The organism is Enterococcus sp. AMC1251, from assembly GCF_058216535.1.
The window spans coordinates 68,995-92,112 of record NZ_CM177098.1; the positions used below are offsets into that span (position 1 = coordinate 68,995).

The window sequence follows — 23,118 nt, forward strand, 5'->3', positions numbered from 1 at the left end:
ATGATGCACTGCTTAAAAGAGTTGGAGAATTCAGGGATTAAATCATTTTTAGATTGGTCTAAATAAACTATTTGCCTTATCCGGTGCCCAGCTTGGGTCTCCGTAATTTGGGTGAGTCGTTACTACGACATAAATTTTTCCTTTATGGCTTACTTTTTCACCCTCTGTATATATGATTGGGTTTGAAAACGAACCAAGCGTCCATTCTCTTATATCATTTGGTATGTCTGAAGATTTTGTGGTTACTTTTAATGGTTCAGATTTTTCAGAAGAAGTTCCATCTTTCCCAATTGCTTCAATTTGATAAGAATAGGTCGTATTTTCTTGTAAATCTGTCTCATTAAATTGATTTTCTTTGCTAGTAGACACTTTTTTTCCATCGCGATAAATAACGTATTCGTCTGCATTGTTCACTTTATCCCATGTTAATTTAACGCTAGAGGTTGTTACTTGTGACGCATTGATATTTTTAGGTGTTTCTGGCTTATTTTCTGTTGGTTCCTGCGGTTTTTGTGCTTTAACCCAGCCGTTTTTCGTTACTTTGTATGTGATAGTTTCTGCTTTTTCCATAGCTGTGTTTGTTTGTTTATCAATAATTGATAAACGACCAGTAGGAATATCTCCACCATTAGGTTCTAAATGCTTGAAGGTTAGGTAGTCGCCTTCTTTGATCGCCATTGTATCTACTTTTGCGTTGTACGTGTCTGTTCCTTTGTAAGACTGATTGAAGGTTTGTTTGCCTTTGGCATCTTGAACTGTTACAGACGCGTATTCTTCATTAAACGCGTAATGAATTGAGTCGTTTGTAGCTTTTGTTTCTAAACGGCCTTTTTCTTCTGATAAATCGTGGCTAAACTTCGCAAATTCTTTGTCTGCGTATCCTTTGAAATCTACCTCATACGCTTGATCAATTTCAATGGGTTCTTCTGGTTCCTGCGGTTTTTGTGCTTTAACCCAGCCGTTTTTCGTTACTTTGTACGTGATGACTTCTGCTTTTTCCATAGCTGTGTTTGTTTGCTTGTCAATAATTGATAAGCGGCGAGTAGGAATATCTCCACCATTAGGTTCTAAATGCTTGAAGGTTAGGTAGTCGCCTTCTTTGATCGCCATTGTATCTACTTTTGCATTGTACGTGTCTGTTCCTTTGTAAGACTGATTAAAGGTTTGTTTGCCTTGGCTATCTTGAACGGTTATAGATGCATACTCTTTATCAAACATGTAATGAATTGAATCGTTTATAGCTTTTGTTTCTAAACGGCCTTTTTCTTCTGATAAATCGTGGCTAAATACCGCAAATTCTCGATCCATGTATCCTCTAAAATCTACCTCATATGCTTGATCAATTTCAATGGGTTCTTCTGGTTCCTGCGGTTTTTGCGCTTTAACCCAGCCGTTTTTCGTTACTTTGTACGTGATAACTTCTGCTTTTTCCATGGTTGTATCTGTTTGCTTGTCAATAATTGATAAACGACCATTCGCAGTATCCCCACCATTAGGTTCTAAATGCTTGAAGGTTAGGTAGTCGCCTTCTTTGATCGCCATTGTATCTACTTTGTTATTGTACGTTTCTGTTCCTTTGTAAGACTGATTAAAGGTTTGTTTGCCTTGGCTATCTTGAACGGTTATGGATGCATACTCTTTATCAAATGCGTGATGTACTTTTGTACCCGTTGATTTCGTCTCTAAACGACCTTCCCCTTTGGTTCTATCATGTGTGAACGTCGCAAATTCTCGGTCATTGTATCCTTTGAAGGAAACGTCATAAGTATTTTCCTTCTCTACAGGTTCTTCAGGAGTTGAGCTTGAAATTCGTTTCAGGTGGTTATCCATCATCTGTAAATATTGTGTTTTTTTCTGATTGTCTATTAAAGACTTATCGCTCGATAACAAACGGTTTTGCGGTTCATTATGGTAAATCTCAATAACATCATTCGTTTGAAGAGGTACTTTTTGATTGTATAGGGATGCATCATCACCATTTATATTTTTGCTATAAATGATTTCATTGTTTCTATGGACAGCAACACCCGCATATTTTTCGTTTTTAAAATAGTAGTGAGGTTCTTCTTTTAGTTTTTGAAAGTCTAAGTATCTATCTTCTATAGAATTGATTTTTAAGCTTGCAAAATGATCGTCGCTTAATCCTAAAAATTCAAATGTGTTAATATTTTCTTCATCAATTGATAAGTCATTTTCTTTATCTTTGACATAAGCATAATGGTTGGTTAGGTTATAAGGGGTTTCAGGAGTTTTTAAAGAATATACACCATTAGGAATCTCTTTGAACTCGACAGAATTATTAGATACAGTAGCTGAAGCGACTGTTTTATCTCCGTCTTTTAGTGAAACTGTTTCACCATCTAGAGTTTTCCCAAGAGACTGACCAAAGCGAATAGTCACATTGCCTTTTAGTCCTAAGAAAGCAATATCGTCATTGTCAACGACTTGGAAACGGGAAGAAAGCCTCTCTTTTTTATCAAACGATTCCATAACTTCATTTTGTCTGTTTTTGGGTACAACGTGATCTAAATGAGCAACCGGTCTATAGTTTTTATCGCGACTATTTTTCGAAATATCTTTGTCAACATCGACATTCCAATTTTGAATAGCCGGAGTGAAATCGAACCCACTAAACTCTCCATAAGATTGAATTAGTCGATCTTGATAGTTAAGGTTTTCGTGCGTACCATTTCCCCATGATTGACGATGGACTTGATTCAGATGTCTCAATGCATCATCCCCAGCTTTTTGATCAAGCATTGTTAAAAGAATTAGGGCAGGGCGATGACCATTACCTAAATTGGAATAATGTGTACCGCTGTTTAAAGCTGCTTCTATAGTGTTGTCGCATTCTCCTTTGCGTCCGTAATTAAATAACCAATTATTTTCTACTACTTGTTTACCGTGATATTTTTTTAAATAATGCACATTATATAAATTGTTAGAAACTTCTCCAGTAAAAATTCCTTTACTATTATAGTTTGGTTGATATCCATGATGGATTTCATGCAGTTGTCCCCATTGAACTTCTGGAAGCCAAAACTCTTCCAAAGAGTGAGATACGGTATATCGAGATCCGTAATACCCACCAGCACTAGTATCTTTATCTTCTTTTATGAAATATTTACTCGGAACTACTTTGTTATATTCGTTAGAGTTATCCAATCCTAAATTGTAATCAGCAAAATTAAATACCTGATCGTAGTGCGTAATAAGTTCATCAAGAGATGAGAAATCCTTTAAATTTTTTATGTTTGGTTTTAAATGGCTAGGGACTAGCATTTGCATCTTAGAAGATTTTATCAATCCTAAATTTGCTTGAGTTTGATCCCAAGTATTAAAAAAATTATTTTCATCCTGTCCACGTTCATAGATAGGTAACGGGACTGTTTCACCCGAAATTTTGTATTCTATTTGAGCTTCTTCTGTTACATCGAAAGGCGTTTCAAAAAAAACAGCAGTATCGTGATTTGTTTTTAAAGATTGCCAAGATGAGTTGAATGTCATACTATTTTCTGACTTTTCACCATTTGTTAATAAGTCCATCCGTATATTTTGTGTAAATTTTGGATTTTTTTGTCTAACCTCAATTGCAGAACCTGCTTTTAAGATTAAACCAATATCTTGTTTATCATGATTTACCCCTCTTGATGTACCAGATTTTGATAAAGCTGGATTTCTTTTTAAGGAGTATAGATTTTTTGTTCCAACTTCATTGTTTTTTTCAATCTGTCGTATTTCCTTTTGTCCTTGTGCATCCGCGTTGGATTCAAAGGCAAGCGCTCCTGCGCAAATTAACGTTAGCATGCCTGCTAAATAAAGCCGTTTTTTCATTGCATTACCCCTCAGTTCTTATTTTTTATCAAATGATTTAGATATTACTAGTATATTCAAGTAAAACATAATACTTACAGATAGATAATCAGATGCACTTAAAAATCTTTAGGAAGGTTTCGTTGATTCGTTAGATGTTTTCAAAAATGAATTACTGCGAAAAATAAATGCTCAAGAATTATCGAAAGAAAAGTGCACGTACATAACGCTTGTCGCTTAAAAGCAATCTGTATAATTCGATATACAAATGCTTTTTGAGTACGTTTCTAATTGATAAGATAAAAAATAGTTTTACACATATCCTATCTAAAGAAAACCTTCCAGTTGTGGCTCTTTATCACAACCTTTGGATCTCTTGAATCTGCTAATAAGTATTTCTAAATCAAATAAAGTTTAAGTTGTTCTAGAAAGACTGTCAATGAAAAAAAACGATTTTCTTTATTATCTTGTTGTTATTTATAAAAGATTTGTATTTTTTATTTAATTACAATATATATATATAATCCATATGCAATATATATCTCGGAGTGCATATTTTACTTTTAAAATAGATATTATATATTTTTTAAATTTTATGTTGTTATTTATTAAGAAAGGATGTAGAATGTTTTGTGTTGCGAAGAACAAAAATATAATTAAAGAAACGGAGAGAGTTAATTGAAAAAAAGAATTATTTTACCTGCACTCACAATAAGTATCATGGGAGGTTTTACTCTACTATTTTCTGAACAATCAGAAGCTCACGGTTACATAGAATCACCAATATGCCGTAGTTATCAAGGAACGCTTGATAACGATTTGGGAATGTATGGGAAAGTAATATATGAACCTCAGTCTTTAGAAGCAAAAAAAGGATTCCCACAAGCTGGACCTCCTGATGGTCACATTGCTTCAGCAAACGGAGCAGTTGGAGATTTTGTTTTAGATAGCACTGGAAGTAATCGTTGGAAAAAACAAGAAATGAAGACAGGTCCAAATAATTTCAAATGGAATTATACTGCTAATCACAGTACATCAAAGTGGCATTATTATATTACTAAAAATGGGTGGAATCCTGAAGAACCACTAAAAAGAGATGCATTTGAAAAAATTGGTGAAATAAAACATGACAAATCAAGCTCGGAAAACAATAAGGTACATCAAATAGATATTCCAACAGATCATTCTGGATATCATGTTATTTTGGCTGTATGGGATGTTTATGATACAGAAAATGCATTTTATCAAGTTGTTGATGCTAATTTAACCTCTGGTGGAAGTATCACTCCGCCAGAAGAAAAAGATCCAGAAACGCCTAAAAATTTAGAGGCATCACAAGTCACAACTTCTACACTTAAATTGACTTGGAATAAAGCGGATAATGCGCAGGAATATAACATTTATCGCGATGGTAAAAAGGTTTCTACTGTTAGTGGAAATCAATTCAATGAGACCGATCTAAAAGAAGATACGACTTATTCTTACCAAGTAGAGTCTGTTGGGAAAAATGGTAGCACCTCTGAAAAATCTGAGACTTTGAAAGTAACAACAAAATCTTCAGAGACACCAGATAATCAAAAGCCAACAGCGCCAACTAATCTTCACTCTATGGGAACTACTGAAACATCTGTTGATTTAATGTGGAATGCTTCAACTCACTTTTTAGGTGTGAAAGAATATGATGTTTATCGAGATGGGACAAAAATTACAACAACGGATAAAACAAGATTTATGGATGCAAATCTAAAATCAGATACGACTTACAAATATACGGTAAAAGCAATTAGTATCGGTGGCAATGTCTCTGATACCAGTGAAGAATTCACAGTGAAAACAAAACAAAAACAAGAACAAGAAACACCAAATGATACAAAAGTATGGAAAGTCGGTTCATTTTCAAATCCAATTTTATATACAGCAGGTGAAAAAGTAGCACATAATGGAAAAGTTTATACGGTGCTAACTACACACCAAAATTACGGGGACTCAAACTGGGCACCGGGTATTGCACAATCTTTATTCAGCTAAGGGTAATTTTAGCAGAACGCTAACACCAGATTTGCGCCTAAAGGAAAGATCTTTTAGGCGCAAATCTTTTTAAGGTGCACTAAAGAAATAAGTATAGTTATCATTCATTTAAATCATATAAATTTTGAAATAGGTTAATAAGAGAGGAGGATAAAATGAAGCAAAAAAGAAGTTTTATTTTATTATTAATAATCATCGCTGCGGTTTGTATGAACAAAATGCAAGTGAATGCTAGTCCTAAAATAGATCAAACACTCTCAGAAAAAATAACAGAGCTAAGAAACATGCCAACAACAAACAAAGAAGCTGAAAATTTAAAAAAAAATACACTAAAAGAAGTAGAAATTTTGAGTAATACATCTGAAAAGGAAGCTTCTGCACGAGCAATTAATAGAGTCAATCAAACCATAGATACATTAAGCACCTCAATGGAGCGTGATATTCAATTTAATATTTATAGCGATGTGCATATGGAGAGAAACAGAGAAAAAATGCAATATTTTGAAGATTCCTTAGAGGACTTTAAGTATCTCTCTCCACAGAGTGCTGCAACATTATTCGATGGTGATAACACAGATAATGGTTCTGAAGCAGAGTATACTAACTTTTATAACGTATTAGCAGAATCAAATGTTGTTGAACCATTGGTTGTTTTAGGAAATCACGAAGCTCGTTGGCAATCTAATTCACAAGAATATAAAGATAGATATTTAAAATGGAATAGCCAATATATGGGAGATGTACCTAAAGGTCAACTATATTGGAGTAGATGGATTGATGGGTACCATTTTATTGGGTTAAATACGGAATTAGATTTGAAGGATGCAGCCTATATCTCAAGAGAACAAGTAGCTTGGTTAGAGGAACAATTAAAAGTAGATGCAAGCCCAGATAAACCGATATTTATTCAAATCCATCAAACATTTAAAGGAACGGGAGATCAAACACTTGCAGATACGATTTATTATAAAGATCAATTTCCGCTAGACTTTCCTGAAAGAGACTTCGATGGTGAGGAAGCATTAAAAGAGGTATTAAGAGGGTATCCTCAGTCAGTTATATTTACGGGACATGTGCATAATAATATTAAAAATCTGAAGGTATACCCTAGAGATTATGGTCATGTAGTAGATCTTCCAGACTTTAAAGGGCAAAGAGCTGCATATCAAGTATCTGTAAAAGATAGTGACGTTACCTTGAAACTAAGAGATTTTAAAAATGATAAATGGTTAGAAGAAAGAGAAACGACCTTTTCAGTGAATGAAAATGCTCCTCCAGTAGAGAAAGAAAATGCCTATGACGTTTCTTTCAAAGGATACAATGACCGAGAGTTTGCGGCGTTCACAAATGATAGAACCAAAGGGGAAGGTCGTTTAGAGACGAAATCAACGGGTACACAAGTACATCACGTATTTGATAAAGAGTATGCATCTATAACCGTTCAAGATAGCCAAGGCAAACAAACCTTTAATCAGTCTTACAAAGGAACAGACACGTACAATAACAAAGTAGATACAATGGCGATCAAAGAAGGCGACTACCTAACCTTCAAGCATTTAGAACCTAATGGTGGGGATACTGCGAATGGTCGTTTATCAATTATTGACAAGCAAACAGATACAACCATGGAAAAAGCAGAAGTTATCACGTACAAAGTAACGAAAAACGGCTGGGTTAAAGCGCAAAAACCGCAGGAACCAGAAGAACCCATTGAAATTGATCAAGCATATGAGGTAGATTTTAGAGGATACATGGATCGAGAATTTGCGGTATTTAGCCACGATTTATCAGAAGAAAAAGGCCGTTTAGAAACAAAAGCTACAAGCGATTCAATTCACTATGTGTTTAATAAAGAATACGCCTCTGTAACAGTTCAAGATGCCAAAGGCAAACAAACCTTCAATCAGTCTTACAAAGGAACAGAAACGTATAACGCAAAAGTAGATACAATGGCGATCAAAGAAGGCGATTACCTAACCTTCAAGCATTTAGAACCTAATGGTGGAGATATTCCTACTGGTCGTTTATCAATTATTGATAAACAAACAAACACAGCTATGGAAAAAGCAGAAGTCATCACGTACAAAGTAACAAAAGACGGATGGGTTAAAGCGCAAAAACCACAGGAACCAACAGAAAATAAGCCAGAAACACCTAAAAATGTCAATGCGTCACAAGTAACAACCTCTAGCGTTAAATTAACATGGGATAAAGTGAACAATGCAGACGAATACATTATTTATCGCGATGGAAAAAAAGTGTCTACTAGCAAAGAAAATCAATTTAATGAGACAGATTTACAAGAAAATACGACCTATTCTTATCAAATTGAAGCGATTGGGAAAGATGGAACTTCTTCTGAAAAATCTGAACCATTAAAAGTAACCACAAAATCTTCAGACATACCAAATGATATAAGAGAATGGATGCTTGGTTCGTTTTCAACCCCAGTCTTATATACAGCGGGCGAAAAAGTAAGCCATAAAGGAAAAATTTATGTCGTAGTAACGACTCACCAAAATTATGGAGATTCAAGCTGGGCACCGGATAAGGCAAATAGTTTATTTAGACTAACCTAAAGATTGAAAAGAGGATTCAAAATGAAAAAAAGCACTAAAGTAGTTTCAAAATTATGCCTTTTAGGAATAATCTCACTTTGCTCACTTGGTTTTGGGCAGGAAATTAGCTATGCCGATAATAATGCTCCAGGTGTATACGTTACACCTACTAATTCAGCGCCTTCTGATATTGTGATGATCGACTGGAGTGGTATAGATACACCAGCAGCCACATATTGGGCAGTTCATAATTGGAATCAAGGAAGTGAAGCAGGGGGATACGCTGGTTTTCAGCAACATACAGATAAAAGAACAGTCCACTTTTCTATTTGGGATCCCATCTCAACTAATGAAGCAATTAAAGCGGAATACCTATCTCCCAATTCATCTACAGAATCTTTTGGAGGAGAGGGAACTGGGCGTAAAATTTCTACTATTTACCCATGGGAACAAGGGAAATATTATACGTTATTAATCCGATCTTGGACAGAAAATAATCATACAAAATATGGTCAGTGGGTAAAAGACTATACTGGTAAATGGACGCAACTAGGAATTTTAGATTTTCCAGTTCCAAATGTCAATTTTAATCATGGACAAACAATGTTTCAAGAAGACTGGGCTGGGACAAGAAAAGATAAGCGTAGTTTCAGAATGAAAAATGGTTACGGAAGAAACTTAAGTGATAAACAATGGAGATCTTGGGATCAACAGAAAATTGAAAATCAGCATAAAGAATCCACTAGTTGGAATGGTGGAGCGACCTCTGATTATTTTTGGGCGCAAGCTGGCGGAGAAGAAAATTCGAACATTGGATCTGGAGAAACATTTAAAATCAATCAACCTAAAGAACCCAACACAGGATCAATTGATTTAGAGGATTTTAATGTAAATTATGTGGATGGTCAACTTAAAGCTTCCTGGAAATTAAAACCAACAAGTGCTCCTCAATTTAAGGCATCTATAACTGTCAATAGGAATGGAAATGTAATAAAAACAATTGATAATATTACGTCTTACCAAAATACTGTAACGAGTGATGTTCAATTAAGAGATAGTGATGTAGTTAATTTGACTATAACAGATATTTTTGATAACCAGAAAGTATTTACCTATAACGATAAAGTCGTTAAGGATAAAGAGTATGAGGTAGATTTTAGAGGATATAAGGATCGAGAATTTGCGGTATTTAGTCATGACCTTGAAACAGAAAAAGGACGATTAGAAACTAAGGCTATAAACGATTCAATTCATTACATGTTTGATAAAGAGTATGCATCTGTAACTGTTCAAGATGCCAAAGGCAAACAAACCTTTAATCAGTCTTACAAAGGAACAGACACGTACAATGCAAAAGTAGATACAATGACGATCAAAGAAGGTGACTATCTAACCTTTACACATTTAGAACCTAATGGTGGGGATATTGCGAATGGTCGTTTATCAATTATTGACAAGCAAACAGATACAACCATGGAAAAAGCAGAAACTATCACATACAAAGTAACGAAAAACGGCTGGGTTAAAGCAGAAAAACCGCAGGAACCAACAGAAAATAAGCCAGAAACACCTAAAAATATCAATGCGTCACAAGTAACAACCTCTAGCGTTAAATTAACATGGGATAAAGTGAACAATGCAGACGAATACGTTATTTATCGCGATGGAAAAAAAGTGTCTACTAGCAAAGAAAATCAATTTAATGAGACAGATTTACAAGAAAATACGACCTATTCTTATCAAATTGAAGCGATTGGGAAAGATGGAACTTCTTCTGAAAAATCTGAACCATTAAAAGTAACCACAAAATCTTCAGACATACCAAATGATATAAGAGAATGGACGCTTGGTTCGTTTTCAAACCCAATCATATATACAGAGGGTGAAAAAGTAAGCCATAAAGGAAAAATTTATGTCGTAGTAACGACTCACCCAAATTACGGAGACCCAAGCTGGGCACCGGATAAGGCAAATAGTTTATTTAGACCAATCTAAAAATTGAAAAGAGGATTCAAAATGAAAAAATACGCTAAAATAGTTTCAAAATTATGTCTATTAGGAATAATAGTACTTTTCTCACTTTGTTCTGGGCACGAAATTAGCTATGCTAATAACAATACTTCTGTAGGGTATACTACACGTAGTAATGATATAAAAGAATGGAAAGTTGGTACATTTTCAAATCCAGCCGTATACACAAAAGGTGAAAAAGTAAGTCATAAAGGAAGTATTTATACTGTATTTATGACGCATAGCAATTATGGAGATTCTAATTGGGCACCAGATAGTGCTAATAGCTTATTTATATTAGAAAAAAGCCAAGGACCACAAGAGCCACAAGAGCCAGAAGAGCCACAAGAGCCACAAGAGCCACAAGAGCCAGAAGAACCACAAGAACCAGAAGAACCACAGGAACCACAAAAAAAAGCTTATGATGTTTTCTTCAAAGGATATGCAGACAAAGAATTTGCGAAGTTTAGTCATGACCTAACCAAAGAAGAAGGTCATTTAGAGACAAAATCAACGGGTGCACAAGTACATCAAGTATTTAATAAAGAATATGCGTCTGTAACCGTTCAAGATGACCAAGGGAAACAAGTCTTTAATAAGTCCTACAAAGGAACAGAAACTTATGGTAACAAAACAGATAAAATGGGCATCAAAGAAGGTTATTATCTAACCTTCAAGCATTTAGAGCCTAATGGTGGGGACACTGCGAATGGCCGTTTATCAATTATTGATAAACAAGCAAATGCAACCATGGAAAAAGCAGAAGTCATCACGTACAAAGTGACAAAAGATGGTTGGAAAAAAACTCCAAAACCAGAAGAACCTAAGGAACCAGAAGAACCAGCTGAAAAAACCAAAGAGTATGAGGTAGATTTCAAAGGATACGCAGACAAAGAATTTGCGAAGTTTAGCCACGATTTATCAGAAGAAAAAGGCCGTTTAGAAACAAAAGCTACAAACGATTCAATTCATTACGCGTTTAATGAAGAATACGCATCTGTAACAGTTCAAGATGCCAAAGGCAAACAAACCTTCAATCAGTCTTACAAAGGAACTGAAACGTACAACGCAAAAGTAGATACAATGGCGATCAAAGAAGGCGACTACCTAACCTTCAAGCATTTAGAACCTAATGGTGGGGATACTGCAAAAGGTCGTTTATCAATTATTGACAAGCAAACAAACACAGTTATGGAAAAAGCAGAAGTCATCACGTACAAAGTAACAAAAGACGGATGGGTTAAAGCGCAAAAACCACAAGATCCAAATGAGCCGAATGAAGAACCTAATGAACCAACAGAAAACGAACAATTACGTTTAATCCATGGTAACTCTAAACTTGATGATAGAGATGCTACTGTCTTTTTCATAACGGGCGATGGCTATACAGCCTCTGAACAAGATAAATTTTGGAAAGATGTAGATAAAGTGAGTCGAGATACCCTGAACATGTCTCCTTATAATGAATTTAAAGATACTATTAAAATCTATGGTTACTACGTTTCTTCTAACCAGTCAGGTGCAAAGGGAGATAAATCTGAAAACGCAGAGAATGCTAGAGCAGATAAAAGAGATACGTACTATGGAACTTCCTACTGGAATGGTGGTCAAAGTCATTGGCTTTATACTTCTGAAAACGGTGTTGCAAAGTTAGATGAAGCAGTGAGAAAAAATGTGCCACTTGCAAATCAAAAATTAATTCTTGTAAATTCTTCGAGGTATGGTGGTACTGGTGGTAGCGGACGAGCGACTATTGGTGTATCTTCAGAAGTATCATTAGTATTTCAACATGAGTTAGGACATTCTTTAGGTAATCTTGCGGATGAATATTTTGCAGGAAATCAGTTTCTAACTGAATCCGCAGCTAATCAAACGCGAGAGAGCGATCCAAATAAAATAAAATGGCGTCATTTATTGAATGAACCTAATATTGGCATATATCAGATAGCTCCGGGTTGGTACAAACCAGCTAATAATAAGTGTATAATGGAAAATTTATGGGATAGTCATTATTATTGTGCAGTATGTAATGAAAGACTGAGATATGTATTGTCTTCTCCTAATCGTGCACGTATGATGCAAGTGTCTGAGGATCAGCATGTAGAATGCCAAGGTCACTCACATCCAAATGAGTCAAAAGAATTTCATTCAAAAATCAACGAATTGTCTACTACAAATAAGTAATTTGCAAAATGTTAGATAAAGCGTGTAGACGGATATGAATTACTTTTAACTGTTAATTAAAATAAAAAGGTAAGGCAAAAACCAGAAAATGGTTTTTGCCTTCTTTTTTTTGCTAGTAAAAAAGGATGAATAGCGTATAATAATTAGAAAAGGGATAGATGGAGGTTGTTATGATGGCGATTGAGCAAGTAACAGTAAGAACCAAGGATGAATTAGTAGCAGAGTTAGATAAGAAGACAGGGGAAATCATCGTTGAAGGTGACTTTAGTCAGAATATTGCAGACATCAAAAAAGGACAATTAAATGAGACGGATACAATGGGGGTTGCGATTGGTAGTGGTGGTGCTGGTGTTTTAGTAGAATATGGAATTAGTAAATTGCTGGATATTTTTGATCCTGCAACAAAAGAAGATAAAAAAATCCGCAAACAAATTGAGCATTTATATACAATTAAGCGTTTAACAAAAGAATCATTCTTACTATGTTTGAAGCAGTTGGATTATTAAAAATAGAATAGGTCGGAAGACAGATATTTTTTCTATTTTGCGTTTTTATGTAAAAAAGGGTAGCTTTAGTGAGCAAAAATTAGCATGAGAGAAGTGCTTATTTTGTGTAGCTAAAGTTTAAAAGGAAGGAGTAGTAAAGTGAAGAAATCAAGAAAAATTATCATTGATACAGACCCTGGAATCGATGACGCTGTTGCAATTGCTGCTGCATTATTTGATGAAAGGTTGGACATTAAGCTATTTACTACAGTTGTAGGTAATGTTAGTGTGGATAAAGTAACAAAAAATCTGTTGAAATTGTTAGCTTTTTGGAATAAAGGAATTCCTGTGGCGATCGGTTCAGATCGTCCGTTGTTGCGTGAAGCAATCAATGCAAGTGATATTCACGGAAACTCAGGAATGGCTGGCTATGAATTTCCAGAATGTAAGTATGAATTACTAACAAAAAATCATGCAGTGATCGAGATGTACAAGATCTTGATAGATTCTAAAGAAAAAACCACGATTGTTGGAATCGGTCCATTAACGAATATTGCGCTGTTGCTTAGGGTTTATCCAGAATGTGTGAAAAGAATCGAAGAGCTTGTAATTATGGGCGGTTCTTTGGGGAGAGGGAATGCAGGTATACTATCAGAATTCAATATTGCGGCAGATCCGGAAGCTGCAAAGCTTGTTTTTGATAGTGATATTAAACTGACAATGGTCGGATTGGATGTTGGGGAAAAAGCATTGGTCTTGCCTAAAGAGCGTGAGCAGATTCAGAAAATGAATAAAACTGGTGATATGATCGATCAGTTGTTTAGACAATATCGTAGTGGTAGTTTAGAAACCGGATTGAAGATGTATGATGGTTGTGCGATTGCTTATTTATTAGAGCCTGAAATGTTTGAAGTGAAAGAGGCTTATGTTGCGGTTGAAACACAAGGTATTTTGACGGCAGGGGCTACTTTGGTTGATTTGGATAGGTATTTGGGTAAAGAACCGAATTGCCGGGTTTGTGTGGATCTTGATGAGAAACAGTTTAGAAATTGGTTTTTAGAAGCGATTAAGAAGTGTGATTGATAATTATAAAAGAGTGAAGAACAGAACTGTCTTGGTTCTGTTCTTCACTCTTTTATTTGGGAGAATTTGATTCTTTATTTTGTAGCTCGAAAAAGCCAATTTCCTCAATTGTTTCACCTGAAAAATCATCTGCATTGTTTACTTGAATTTTATATACTGATGTTGTATCTAATGAACTTAGGCTAATAGATATATTGATCTCACCAGTTTCTAAGTTATATACTTGTGTAAACAATTGATTTTCAACTTCTATACCATCTTTATATAGAATAACTTTTGGGGTACAAGGTTTTTCTAGAGTACTAAATTCTTTGAGAGGAGCAATAAATCGAATGGTTGTTTGCAACGCATCACTGGTTGCTTTAATATCAGTGATATTAGTTACATTACTGATTTGCGTATCAGCAGTTTGGGTCAATGGTTTGTAATCAATATCAAAACGCCAATCTCCCTCATATTCTAAAGCATTATCAACACCGAAAGGAGCATCTGTTTTAGAAGCTTCGTTAAATGCTTGGTCAAGTTCTTCAGCATCTTGCCAAAGTAGTTTATAGATGTGAAGCGTTAATTTAGCGTTATTTGGAATGTCATCATGATCAAGAGTTGCAACAACAGAACCATAGAAAGTATCTCCTTCTACGCGAAAAGTAGAGTCATACGTACCTCCTCCTCGTATATCTTCAGTGTTTCCATCAACAAACAGACCCATTTCAATATCTTGAAAATTTGGTGTTAGTTTGGTAAATTTTCTATCAGGAGAACGTTGTTTTTTCAGTAACTCTTTTAGTTTTTCATCATCTAATTTAAATTGATAATCAAAAGCAAATTTTTTCTTTGTTGACACAAATTTTGTTAATTTTATCTCTCGACCATTTTGAGTACTTGTTAAATTAAGTTCACTTTGTATGCCGTTATTTTCTACCATCGCGACGCCTGAATCCTGGCTAATTCCTAAAGCATGTTTGATTGCTGTATTTATTTGTGGGTTGATCATAGCAATTAAAATTACTACTGCAGCTGTTGCAAAAGTAATAATTATTTGTTTCTTGTATCTGACTTTGATGCTCTTTTTTTCTTGTTTAAATTTGTTGTATAAAATATCTTCTCGACTCTGAACTAAATTATCCATTACTTCTTTTGGGATTTCCTTTTCTTGTATGATACTCTCATTCTTTTTTTTATCCATGTTCTTCTCCCTCTAATAATATTTTTAATTTTCCTCTACCACGCGCAAGTCTCGTTTTTACTGTATTTTTAGATACATTCAGTTGTTCAGCGATCTCATTAATATTAAAACCCGCATAATAATGTAAAATAATTGGGATTTTATATTTCTCTGGTAGTCTATTGAATTCTTCCTCTAAGCTAAAATTTTTGTAGTTGGTCTCTCTAGTACCCATATAACCTTCTTTAAATTCGACTAGCTCAACTCTCTTTTTCAAAATGTCCTTAGCGATATTAATCATAATTCTAAAGATCCAAGAATTAAACGCTGTTTCATTTTTGATATTAGGAATTTTTTGCCACGCACGAATTTCAGTTTCTTGTAGACAATCGGCTACGTCTGCATTGTTTAAAAGTAACTTATAAGCAGAATTGTACAATACGACTTGATAGGCTTCACAAAGTTTTATAAACGATTGTGCGTCGCCAGTTTTTGCTTTTTTAACCAAACGTATTTGTTCCCTTTTTTCCATAGACTTCTCCCTCCTATTTATAACTATTAGACTCTAATTTTACCAAAAAGGTTTCATCGAAATGTATTTTTATTTTTTTGTAGAAATTTATGATGGACATTACAAAAAAAGAGTTTGGGGCAATAATCAGGAAAATCTGATTCTGTCCCAAACTCTTTTTTTTTACCAGTTGCACCTACTTCAATCTTTATCTCGATCGAATAACCAATAACCAAAAAGTGATATCACAATACCTACTAATTGAGGTGTGACAATCAACGAAAAGTTCTTATAATTTACTTCACAATAATATAAAAATCTTGATCTTTTTTATAAATATCATAATAGTAGTCAGACATCGCTAGTTCATGGTTAGCTTGCTTGAAGTCTTCTAAGTTAAAAGGCTGGATATCGAAATCCATACCAGAATATGTTTTGAATAAGACTTGATTTGGCCAGAAAAATGCGGTATTTGTGGGTACTAAATCTTTTAGAATTGGATAATTTCTAGCAGTATTTTCAAATACTGGTGACTCTTTGAAAAGCGTAGTAGAGTAAACTTTTGCCTTATCTGAATGGACTAGATTTTTTAAGTCAGATGCCAGTACAAGACTTTGACGTTCAAATGAACCTAGTTGGTAAAACAGTGACGAGGCGTAAATAAAGGGAAACGAAAGTAAATAAAAGCAAAATAGATAAACTAGCCCAAGTATTGTTATTCTTAGAGCAGGTTGTTGCTGCATCCGATTCAAAAGTAAAATAAGTGTTATGACAACAAAAACACTAAACCCGTAAGCGTATCTTGGCGCAGCTAGGGCAAGTTTTTCTGGGAAAATCAAGAAAACACCATAGCTTAAAATTGAGCCTAAAACTAAATAAACGAGAGAAAAAAAGAGGCGTTTAACAAAATTCGTTTTAGTTTCGATGATATGAACGAAAATAAATAATATCAACAAAATTAAAAATAGCCAGATCCAGACCCTGGTACTTTGTTCCACGATCCTGTGTAAATACATTTTACTATTGATAACAATAACTGCAGGAATATCTTTTAAGGAGGCTATTGCAACATTACCACCGCGGCTTGATAGTTCAGGATTAAGTTTGGTCTCAAATACATAAACTAGCATAGCAACGATATAAGCAAGTGCTGAAAGTGATATCTGTTTAAAGATAGTTAACCATTTTTCATTTGCCCAAATTTTTTTGAACGACAATGCTAATACTAAAAGAATATATAATCCAGACGATGCTTGGTATGTATTACACATCAGAAAAATACCAACAACAGATGCTGCAAAAAAGTAGTGTTTCTTACTTTCCCACCAGAGAAATGGAACGACAGAGAATAGAATACTGAATGCCATAAAAGGAGCATCAAATCTGAAACTTATATTTTGAAGGAACCAAGGATTTAAACCAATAATTGTGGATACAATCATCGGAGCAAACTCTAATTTTTTATCATTTAATGTGTAAACAACGATACTGCTGGAAGTAGTTAAAATAATTGCTGTTATGATCGAGGAAGTCAATCCTAAATCCGTTAGATGTCTACTTCCTTGTATCACCCAAGCTAAAATCTCGCTTCCCCAACGTGAATATCCTTCTGCAAATTTTGAATAACCCCATAATTGTCGACCAACATCATCTAGATAAGGAAAATTCACTATCCCTATCGCTAAGTTGGCTAATAGATAAATCAGAAAAATCAAGCTAATGCTATATTTATTTTGTTTTATAGTAGACAATTTTTCTAGTACCCCTTTCCTAATACTTCTTGAATGATAGCATTTTATAACTTAGAAAAAAAGGTAGGGATTAAAATTTACTTAATAAATTGCATTTAGTCGAACAATAAAGATAAAATATCTGCACTTATTAAAAAAGACAAGGAGTGCATCTAATGTAACCAAAGGATAGCGGGTGTCACGGAAGAAAAGAAATCTATATAACAAAAAAATGAAGGAGCTTCACACCAAAGCTCCTTCATAAACTAGCGATCTAACGTTTTCGACGCTTACGCTTATTAGGTTTTACTAACGCCAATTTTGGCTTATTCGTAAATCGTACGTAAACCACAAATCCACCAATACACACGATAAACAGGATCACGCCCGGCACGAATCCTTCAGGCAGATAAACAAATTCAATCGTATGTTCACCTTGTGTTACTGGAATACTAACAAAGGCTTTTTTAAACGACGTAACTGGTACTTTCTTACCATCAACATAAGCTTTCCATCCTTTATCATAAGGAATCGTGGTTAGAAGGACTTGATCTTTCTCTGCATTCACAGTTCCAACCGCTTTACGTCCTTTAGCCGTTAAATCAGCGCCTTTATCTTGAATCGTTTGAACGGAACGTTCAAAGGCTTTTGTATCTAAACCAACAACTTTTGGCTCCATAAAGCTGACCGCAGTTGTGCCATAGAAACTGACGGTAAATGTAACGCTAGTCGGCTTGTCGTAATACCCGATATTATAATATTGCCCGGTGATATTGATTTGCGATTTTTGGCTAGACCCATTCACAGACATTGTTGCTGTTGAGCTTTCTAACTGACCAAAATCGGTTGGAAACAGGCTAAGGTAGGCTTGAGTATTTGCAGGTACATCTACTGTCCAAGTAATATCTTTTGCGACATTATTTTGAAGTTCTTTATACGTCACAGAACCGCCACTTTGTTCGATTTTGACATTCTTTTTATCAATAACTGTCGGTTGATAGAACTTGAAATAATCTTCGTTTTGTCCAGACAATGCATTGAAGAGTTGAGTTTGACTGCCTAAATTGTCATTGACTGGCTGTTTAACTTTATAAATATCAGTATCAGCTAAAAAGCCTAAAGGTAACGCATTACTATTTTTATACAGTGAGAATTTATCCGCCGTATCTGTTTGGGAAAATCCGAATTTTAATGGATCATTTTCCGAAATATTATATTTGACTCCAACGAGAGAATCCATCAACAACGTATTATTTGGATAACGGATGTTTAAACCAGTTCCTCTAGAACGGAAACCTAAGTCATTTAAATAGGACGAGGAATGACGATTTCTAATAGATGAAAACAAGCTGACACCACTGTAACCGTAATTGATACTATCATTAGAAGAAACGGAATTCAAATTTTCTAAACGATAAAAGGAATCGTTCTCTTTTTTCGTCTTGTCCACTAGTTTTTTGATCGACGGATAGGGTTCAGAATAGAGGCTACGTGAAGCGTAATTCCAATCTTCCAGAATCCCTTTGACCATCGTACTCGTATTGATAAAAGCTTCAGTTGAAACAAGTAACACCAATAATATGATCAGGTAATGCATCGGTATTTTTTTTAATTGATAAAACACGATCCCAGCGAGGTACAGTAGTAAAAATAAAACAGTGAGAATAAAAGCTGAGATTGGAATGTAGTCATAACTTGTAGTGCTTTTCGTTCCTTCAGCTAAAGCAAAAATCGCAATCAGCATGATCGTAGAACCAGCTAACAGACCTAGATCCTCGGTTTTAAATTTCTCAAACCCGTAACCCGCTAGTAAAACTACTAAGAAAGAAAATAAGAAACTGTAACGGAATAAAAACATATTCGGTGCATGCATACCATGCCAAAATAGATTTAATGGCGTGATATAAAAACTAGCAATTAAAAGAACGAATAGACTGCCAAATAATAGTTTGTTTTTCCGAGGAATCTCTTTTGAGACAAAGTAAAAGACACAGAAAATCAAAGGAAGTAATCCAACGTAGATAAACGGAATCGAGCCATATTTTGTTGTATCGTAGACGCCAATCATATTTTTCATGACAATATCCCAAAAAGCTGTTGCTTCGGTTTTAAATTGAGTTACTTGAGATAAAGTCTCACCATTTGCTCGTAAATCTAGGACAGCTGGCAATACTAAGATCATCGAAGCGCCACCTGCTAAAAGAGAGGTGATTCCATAAGGCAGAATCCGTTTTTTATAAACCTTCCAGTTCGTCAACATTCGGGCAATAAAATATAGGAAAGAGAAGACGCCGATCATAAAGCCCATGTAAAAATTCGAAACAAATAATAGTAGATAACTGACAAACAGTAGTATCGGTTTTCGTTCATCCATCAGTCGATGAATGCCTAGAATAACCAACGGCAGATAAGTGAATGCATCCAACCACATAATAATCTCTGAATGTGCTGTAGCAAATGACATTAGTGCATAGGGCACACTAAGCATCACATGTCCCCACTTGGGTATCTTGTAGGTATTTTTAGCAAACACCCAAAAAGCTAAACCAGCCGAACCGATTTTCAGCAAAGTAATTAAATAAAGTGCATCAGGAATATTTTGGTTTTTAAAAAAGAGAACAAGCGGCGTAAATAGTCCGCCAAGGTAATACGAAATCAGTGAAAGATAATTTAATCCTAGAGAAGCATTCCAAGTATAAAAAATACTTTGTTTTCCATGGAGCACATTATTGAAACTAGCATGAAAGTTGGAAAATTGTGAAAAAGAATCACTTGCCATCACACTACGGCTACTACCGGGATAGATACCAATACTTAAATAAATAATGACCATAACAAAAAACGGGATGAAAAAACTGGCGGTCATATATGGCCAGTTTTCTTTAATAAATGCTTGCATATTTTTCTTCATAATCAACCTCACAACGAAATAAATAGAATATATATAGTTTAGCATATCCATTGGAAAATTGATTGTCAGAAAGAAAAAAATTAAAGAAATTCGAAAAATTTGTAAAGACATAAAATATAAAAAATGATTAACTTTTTATAATAATTAGCGTATAATATAAAATATAATACTATCATTGTGGAAAGAGAGGGATGAATATGTGTACAGGTATTAGTATGAAATCATTGAATGAAAACTATTACTTAGGAAGAACACAAGAATACAATGTTGATTTTGATTACGTTGGTGTACAAATTCCTAAAAAATTCGAAATTAATGAAAGTATCGAAAAGTGGCAGACAATTTATTCAGTACTAGGGATGGGAATCAAAGAAAATCAAAAAGAGAGTGCTCAAAGTGTGATTGATGGTGTCAATGAATGTGGACTTGGCGGGATCACACAATATTTTGCTGAATTTAACCAATATTCGACTATTGAAGAAATAAAGAATGCTGAAAAATTACCGTTGATAGCGGAGCAATTTGTCTTTTGGGTATTGGCTAATTGCAAGGATACAAAAGAAGTTGAAGAAAAGATTTTGGGTGTAGCAATTGCAGATTTTTCGATAAGTGGTAAAGCACCTGGATTGCCACAGCACTTTATGTTTACAGATGCTATAGGTCGCACGATTGTTGTTGAACCTTCAGTGAAGCTAGGTTTTGTTGTATATGAAAATCCAGTGGGTGTGATGACAAACAGTCCTAAGTTTGACTGGCATCTGACGAATTTGGAAAACTATACTGGATTATCGGATGTAAATACAAAAGATGCGCTGTTTCATGGGAAAACTATTCTTTCTGCTGGAAAAGGTTCTGGGTTACATGGTATTCCTGGAGATTATACTGCAGCTTCACGTTTTGTTCGAGCGGCCTATCTGTTGAAATTTAGTGACCCTGTTGGCGACAAAGACATGATTAACAAAGCTTTTCATATTTTGTCCACATCTGATATCGTCAAAGGTGTAGTTAAATTAGAGGAACCTAAAGGGAAAGATCGACAATATACACAATATACATCTATTTACGATTTAAGTAAAAGACAAATGTACGTTAAGATGTATGATAACTTTACAATTCAAACAATCCACTTTGATGAGATAGTTGGAGACGATGATCAGATCAAAAGCTACAATTTAGTGAAAGTACCACAATATCAAACTTTAAATTAAAAATAAAAACACTAAGATTTGAGCTCTGTACTTTCTGATGTTGATGAGAAATCATCAGCATCTTTTTTTATGCAAAATAATAGAAAAGACCCCTCGATATCCTTTAGAACGAAATCCACTAAAACCATTCAAAAAGGAATGCATTAAGAGGCGAATCTGCCAAGTATTTTCTGGTACATTGATTATTTAGTTCACTCTTGTCCACATCGTGGCATCAAAGAAGACGGATTAATTATTCGTTGGTGCTTTACAGTGTTCAACGAATGAATTCTTTTCTTCATCAAGGAAATGGGGAGGCAAAAAAAGATCGTCGTCTAAAGAAATACTGGAAACTATTTCAAAAGAATCAATGGAAACTAGGTTTTGAAAAACATCAATGACGTCCTTCCTTCCGTGTCTATTTAACAGAAATAGAACCCGTGGATCGGTTACTTGCTTATGGGTTTCGTAACTTCTATAATTTTAAATTAAGAATCATTTTATGTTTTGATCATGTTCTTTTTTAACCAAATAAAAAGCCTAGAGGAATTTGCCTCTAGACTTCACCAGTGATTTAATTCTTTGGATTTTTTTCACCAAATTAAAGCCATTGTTTGACTTTTTCATAGCCTCGTCCAATATCAGCTAATGCATGAGTATCTGATCCATAAACGAAAGGAATTCCTAACTCAGTAGCTTTTTTAGTTATCCACATCTGTGGATAACTCTGTTGATAACCCTGTTTATAAAATCCAGCGGTGTTTAAATCTAGGCTGTATTTTTCCTGCTTTATACGTGTTAAAAGGGTGTGAACAAGTGCAGTATTTTTAGAAGAATAATCAATCGATTCATCAAAGAATTGTTCAAATTTTTGGCATAAAGAAATATGACCTAAACGCATAGGCTTCCAAGGACCTAAATTTGCTTCCAAAGATTCTAAAACCTTTTGATAGTAAGACTTTTGGGCTTTTTCAAAGCTACCTAAATAGTCAACGATACCAGTTTTATACTCTTCAAAAGAATAGTCAATTCCTCGCAATCCACCTTGCCCTTCAAGAAAATGAACAGATAAAAGTCCATCATCTGTTTGTGGACCGTATTCAGCTAAGAAATCTCGTGTCCACTCTTCAAATGCTGAAAAATAATCCAATTCAAATCCGATGTGAATAATGATGTCAGATGCATATTTTTTCCGAAGATTGTTCATCTTTTTTAAATAGTTATCCACGTCATTAAAAGCCATTGATGCAGTTGTCCACAACTCAAGGTTTCCTGCCGTGTATTTTTCTATGTCTTTAGGTAAAGGTGCATGTTCTGTAATGCTATATTCTTTAAAGCCAAGGCTGATGGCGCGTTGAATCAATCGTTCAGTATCCTGGACTTGTCCATGTGGACAAAATTCAGTGTGTGTGTGACCATCACGTTTCATGAGAAAACCTCCATACAGTTGTTT

General features: G+C 34.7%; 13 protein-coding genes and 1 pseudogene. 7 read left to right on the forward strand and 7 right to left on the reverse strand.

Annotation, left to right across the window (positions count from 1 at the left end):
* Positions 1-48 precede the first annotated feature (48 nt).
* Positions 49-3,834, reverse strand: a complete 3,786-nt coding sequence (locus tag AC4BBR_RS00275) for a putative mucin/carbohydrate-binding domain-containing protein (RefSeq protein ID WP_490460617.1) — start codon at positions 3,832-3,834, stop codon at positions 49-51.
* A gap of 657 nt (positions 3,835-4,491) precedes the next feature.
* Here AC4BBR_RS00275 and AC4BBR_RS00280 point away from each other — a divergent pair.
* From AC4BBR_RS00280 to rihC, 6 genes are all read left to right on the forward strand, one after another.
* On the forward strand, positions 4,492-5,841 hold the full coding sequence (locus tag AC4BBR_RS00280; RefSeq protein WP_490460618.1) for a lytic polysaccharide monooxygenase: 1,350 nt from the start codon (positions 4,492-4,494) through the stop codon (positions 5,839-5,841).
* Positions 5,842-5,996: 155 nt separating this feature from the next.
* Positions 5,997-8,420, forward strand: a complete 2,424-nt coding sequence (locus tag AC4BBR_RS00285) for a putative mucin/carbohydrate-binding domain-containing protein (RefSeq protein ID WP_490460619.1) — start codon at positions 5,997-5,999, stop codon at positions 8,418-8,420.
* 21 nt (positions 8,421-8,441) lie between these two features.
* Positions 8,442-10,394, forward strand: coding sequence for a DUF3472 domain-containing protein (locus tag AC4BBR_RS00290; protein ID WP_490460620.1), 1,953 nt, complete (start codon positions 8,442-8,444; stop codon positions 10,392-10,394).
* A 21-nt stretch (positions 10,395-10,415) separates the two neighbouring features.
* Complete coding sequence (locus AC4BBR_RS00295) at positions 10,416-12,593, forward strand: putative mucin/carbohydrate-binding domain-containing protein (protein WP_490460621.1); 2,178 nt, start codon at positions 10,416-10,418, stop codon at positions 12,591-12,593.
* Positions 12,594-12,766: 173 nt separating this feature from the next.
* Positions 12,767-13,099: a hypothetical protein gene (locus AC4BBR_RS00300; protein ID WP_490460622.1), complete on the forward strand. Its 333-nt coding sequence runs from the start codon at positions 12,767-12,769 to the stop codon at positions 13,097-13,099.
* Positions 13,100-13,237: 138 nt separating this feature from the next.
* Positions 13,238-14,161 carry a ribonucleoside hydrolase RihC gene (rihC, locus tag AC4BBR_RS00305; RefSeq protein WP_490460623.1) on the forward strand — a complete coding sequence of 308 codons (924 nt, stop codon included), beginning with the start codon at positions 13,238-13,240 and terminating at the stop codon, positions 14,159-14,161.
* A 52-nt stretch (positions 14,162-14,213) separates the two neighbouring features.
* Here the strand turns inward: rihC and AC4BBR_RS00310 are convergent, their stop codons facing one another.
* The 5 genes and pseudogenes from AC4BBR_RS00310 to AC4BBR_RS00330 all read right to left on the reverse strand — a co-directional run bounded on the left by AC4BBR_RS00310 (position 14,214) and on the right by AC4BBR_RS00330 (position 20,478).
* Complete coding sequence (locus tag AC4BBR_RS00310; RefSeq protein WP_490460624.1) at positions 14,214-15,347, reverse strand: hypothetical protein; 1,134 nt, start codon at positions 15,345-15,347, stop codon at positions 14,214-14,216.
* A complete protein-coding gene (locus tag AC4BBR_RS00315; RefSeq protein WP_490460625.1) occupies positions 15,340-15,858 on the reverse strand; it encodes an RNA polymerase sigma factor in 519 nt (172 codons plus the stop codon). The genes AC4BBR_RS00310 and AC4BBR_RS00315 overlap by 8 nt, the downstream gene beginning before the upstream one ends.
* Positions 15,859-16,038: 180 nt before the next feature.
* Positions 16,039-16,119: pseudogene (locus AC4BBR_RS00320) on the reverse strand (type I toxin-antitoxin system Fst family toxin); the annotation flags it as partial.
* Positions 16,120-16,133: 14 nt separating this feature from the next.
* Entirely contained in the window at positions 16,134-17,588 is a 1,455-nt protein-coding gene (locus AC4BBR_RS00325; protein WP_490460626.1) for a glucosyltransferase domain-containing protein, read from the reverse strand.
* Positions 17,589-17,841: 253 nt separating this feature from the next.
* Positions 17,842-20,478, reverse strand: a complete 2,637-nt coding sequence (locus AC4BBR_RS00330; RefSeq protein ID WP_490460627.1) for a YfhO family protein — start codon at positions 20,476-20,478, stop codon at positions 17,842-17,844.
* Between the two features lie 197 nt (positions 20,479-20,675).
* Between AC4BBR_RS00330 and AC4BBR_RS00335 the strand changes: the two genes are divergently transcribed.
* Complete coding sequence (locus tag AC4BBR_RS00335) at positions 20,676-21,686, forward strand: choloylglycine hydrolase family protein (RefSeq protein WP_490460628.1); 1,011 nt, start codon at positions 20,676-20,678, stop codon at positions 21,684-21,686.
* Positions 21,687-22,266: 580 nt separating this feature from the next.
* Here the strand turns inward: AC4BBR_RS00335 and hisJ are convergent.
* Positions 22,267-23,094: a histidinol-phosphatase HisJ gene (gene hisJ / locus AC4BBR_RS00340; RefSeq protein ID WP_490460629.1), complete on the reverse strand. Its 828-nt coding sequence runs from the start codon at positions 23,092-23,094 to the stop codon at positions 22,267-22,269.
* Positions 23,095-23,118: the final 24 nt, after the last annotated feature.

Excerpts from the sequence above, each read along its gene's own strand:
- AC4BBR_RS00330 (WP_490460627.1), bottom strand. The coding sequence starts at position 20,478 with ATGAAGAAAAATATGCAAGCATTTATTAAAGAAAACTGGCCATATATG.
- AC4BBR_RS00310 (WP_490460624.1), bottom strand. The coding sequence starts at position 15,347 with ATGGATAAAAAAAAGAATGAGAGTATCATACAAGAAAAGGAAATCCCA.
- AC4BBR_RS00300 (WP_490460622.1), top strand. The coding sequence starts at position 12,767 with ATGGCGATTGAGCAAGTAACAGTAAGAACCAAGGATGAATTAGTAGCA.
- hisJ (WP_490460629.1), bottom strand. The coding sequence starts at position 23,094 with ATGAAACGTGATGGTCACACACACACTGAATTTTGTCCACATGGACAA.
- AC4BBR_RS00295 (WP_490460621.1), top strand. The coding sequence starts at position 10,416 with ATGAAAAAATACGCTAAAATAGTTTCAAAATTATGTCTATTAGGAATA.
- AC4BBR_RS00285 (WP_490460619.1), top strand. The coding sequence starts at position 5,997 with ATGAAGCAAAAAAGAAGTTTTATTTTATTATTAATAATCATCGCTGCG.
- AC4BBR_RS00290 (WP_490460620.1), top strand. The coding sequence starts at position 8,442 with ATGAAAAAAAGCACTAAAGTAGTTTCAAAATTATGCCTTTTAGGAATA.
- AC4BBR_RS00335 (WP_490460628.1), top strand. The coding sequence starts at position 20,676 with ATGTGTACAGGTATTAGTATGAAATCATTGAATGAAAACTATTACTTA.
- AC4BBR_RS00315 (WP_490460625.1), bottom strand. The coding sequence starts at position 15,858 with ATGGAAAAAAGGGAACAAATACGTTTGGTTAAAAAAGCAAAAACTGGC.
- AC4BBR_RS00275 (WP_490460617.1), bottom strand. The coding sequence starts at position 3,834 with ATGAAAAAACGGCTTTATTTAGCAGGCATGCTAACGTTAATTTGCGCA.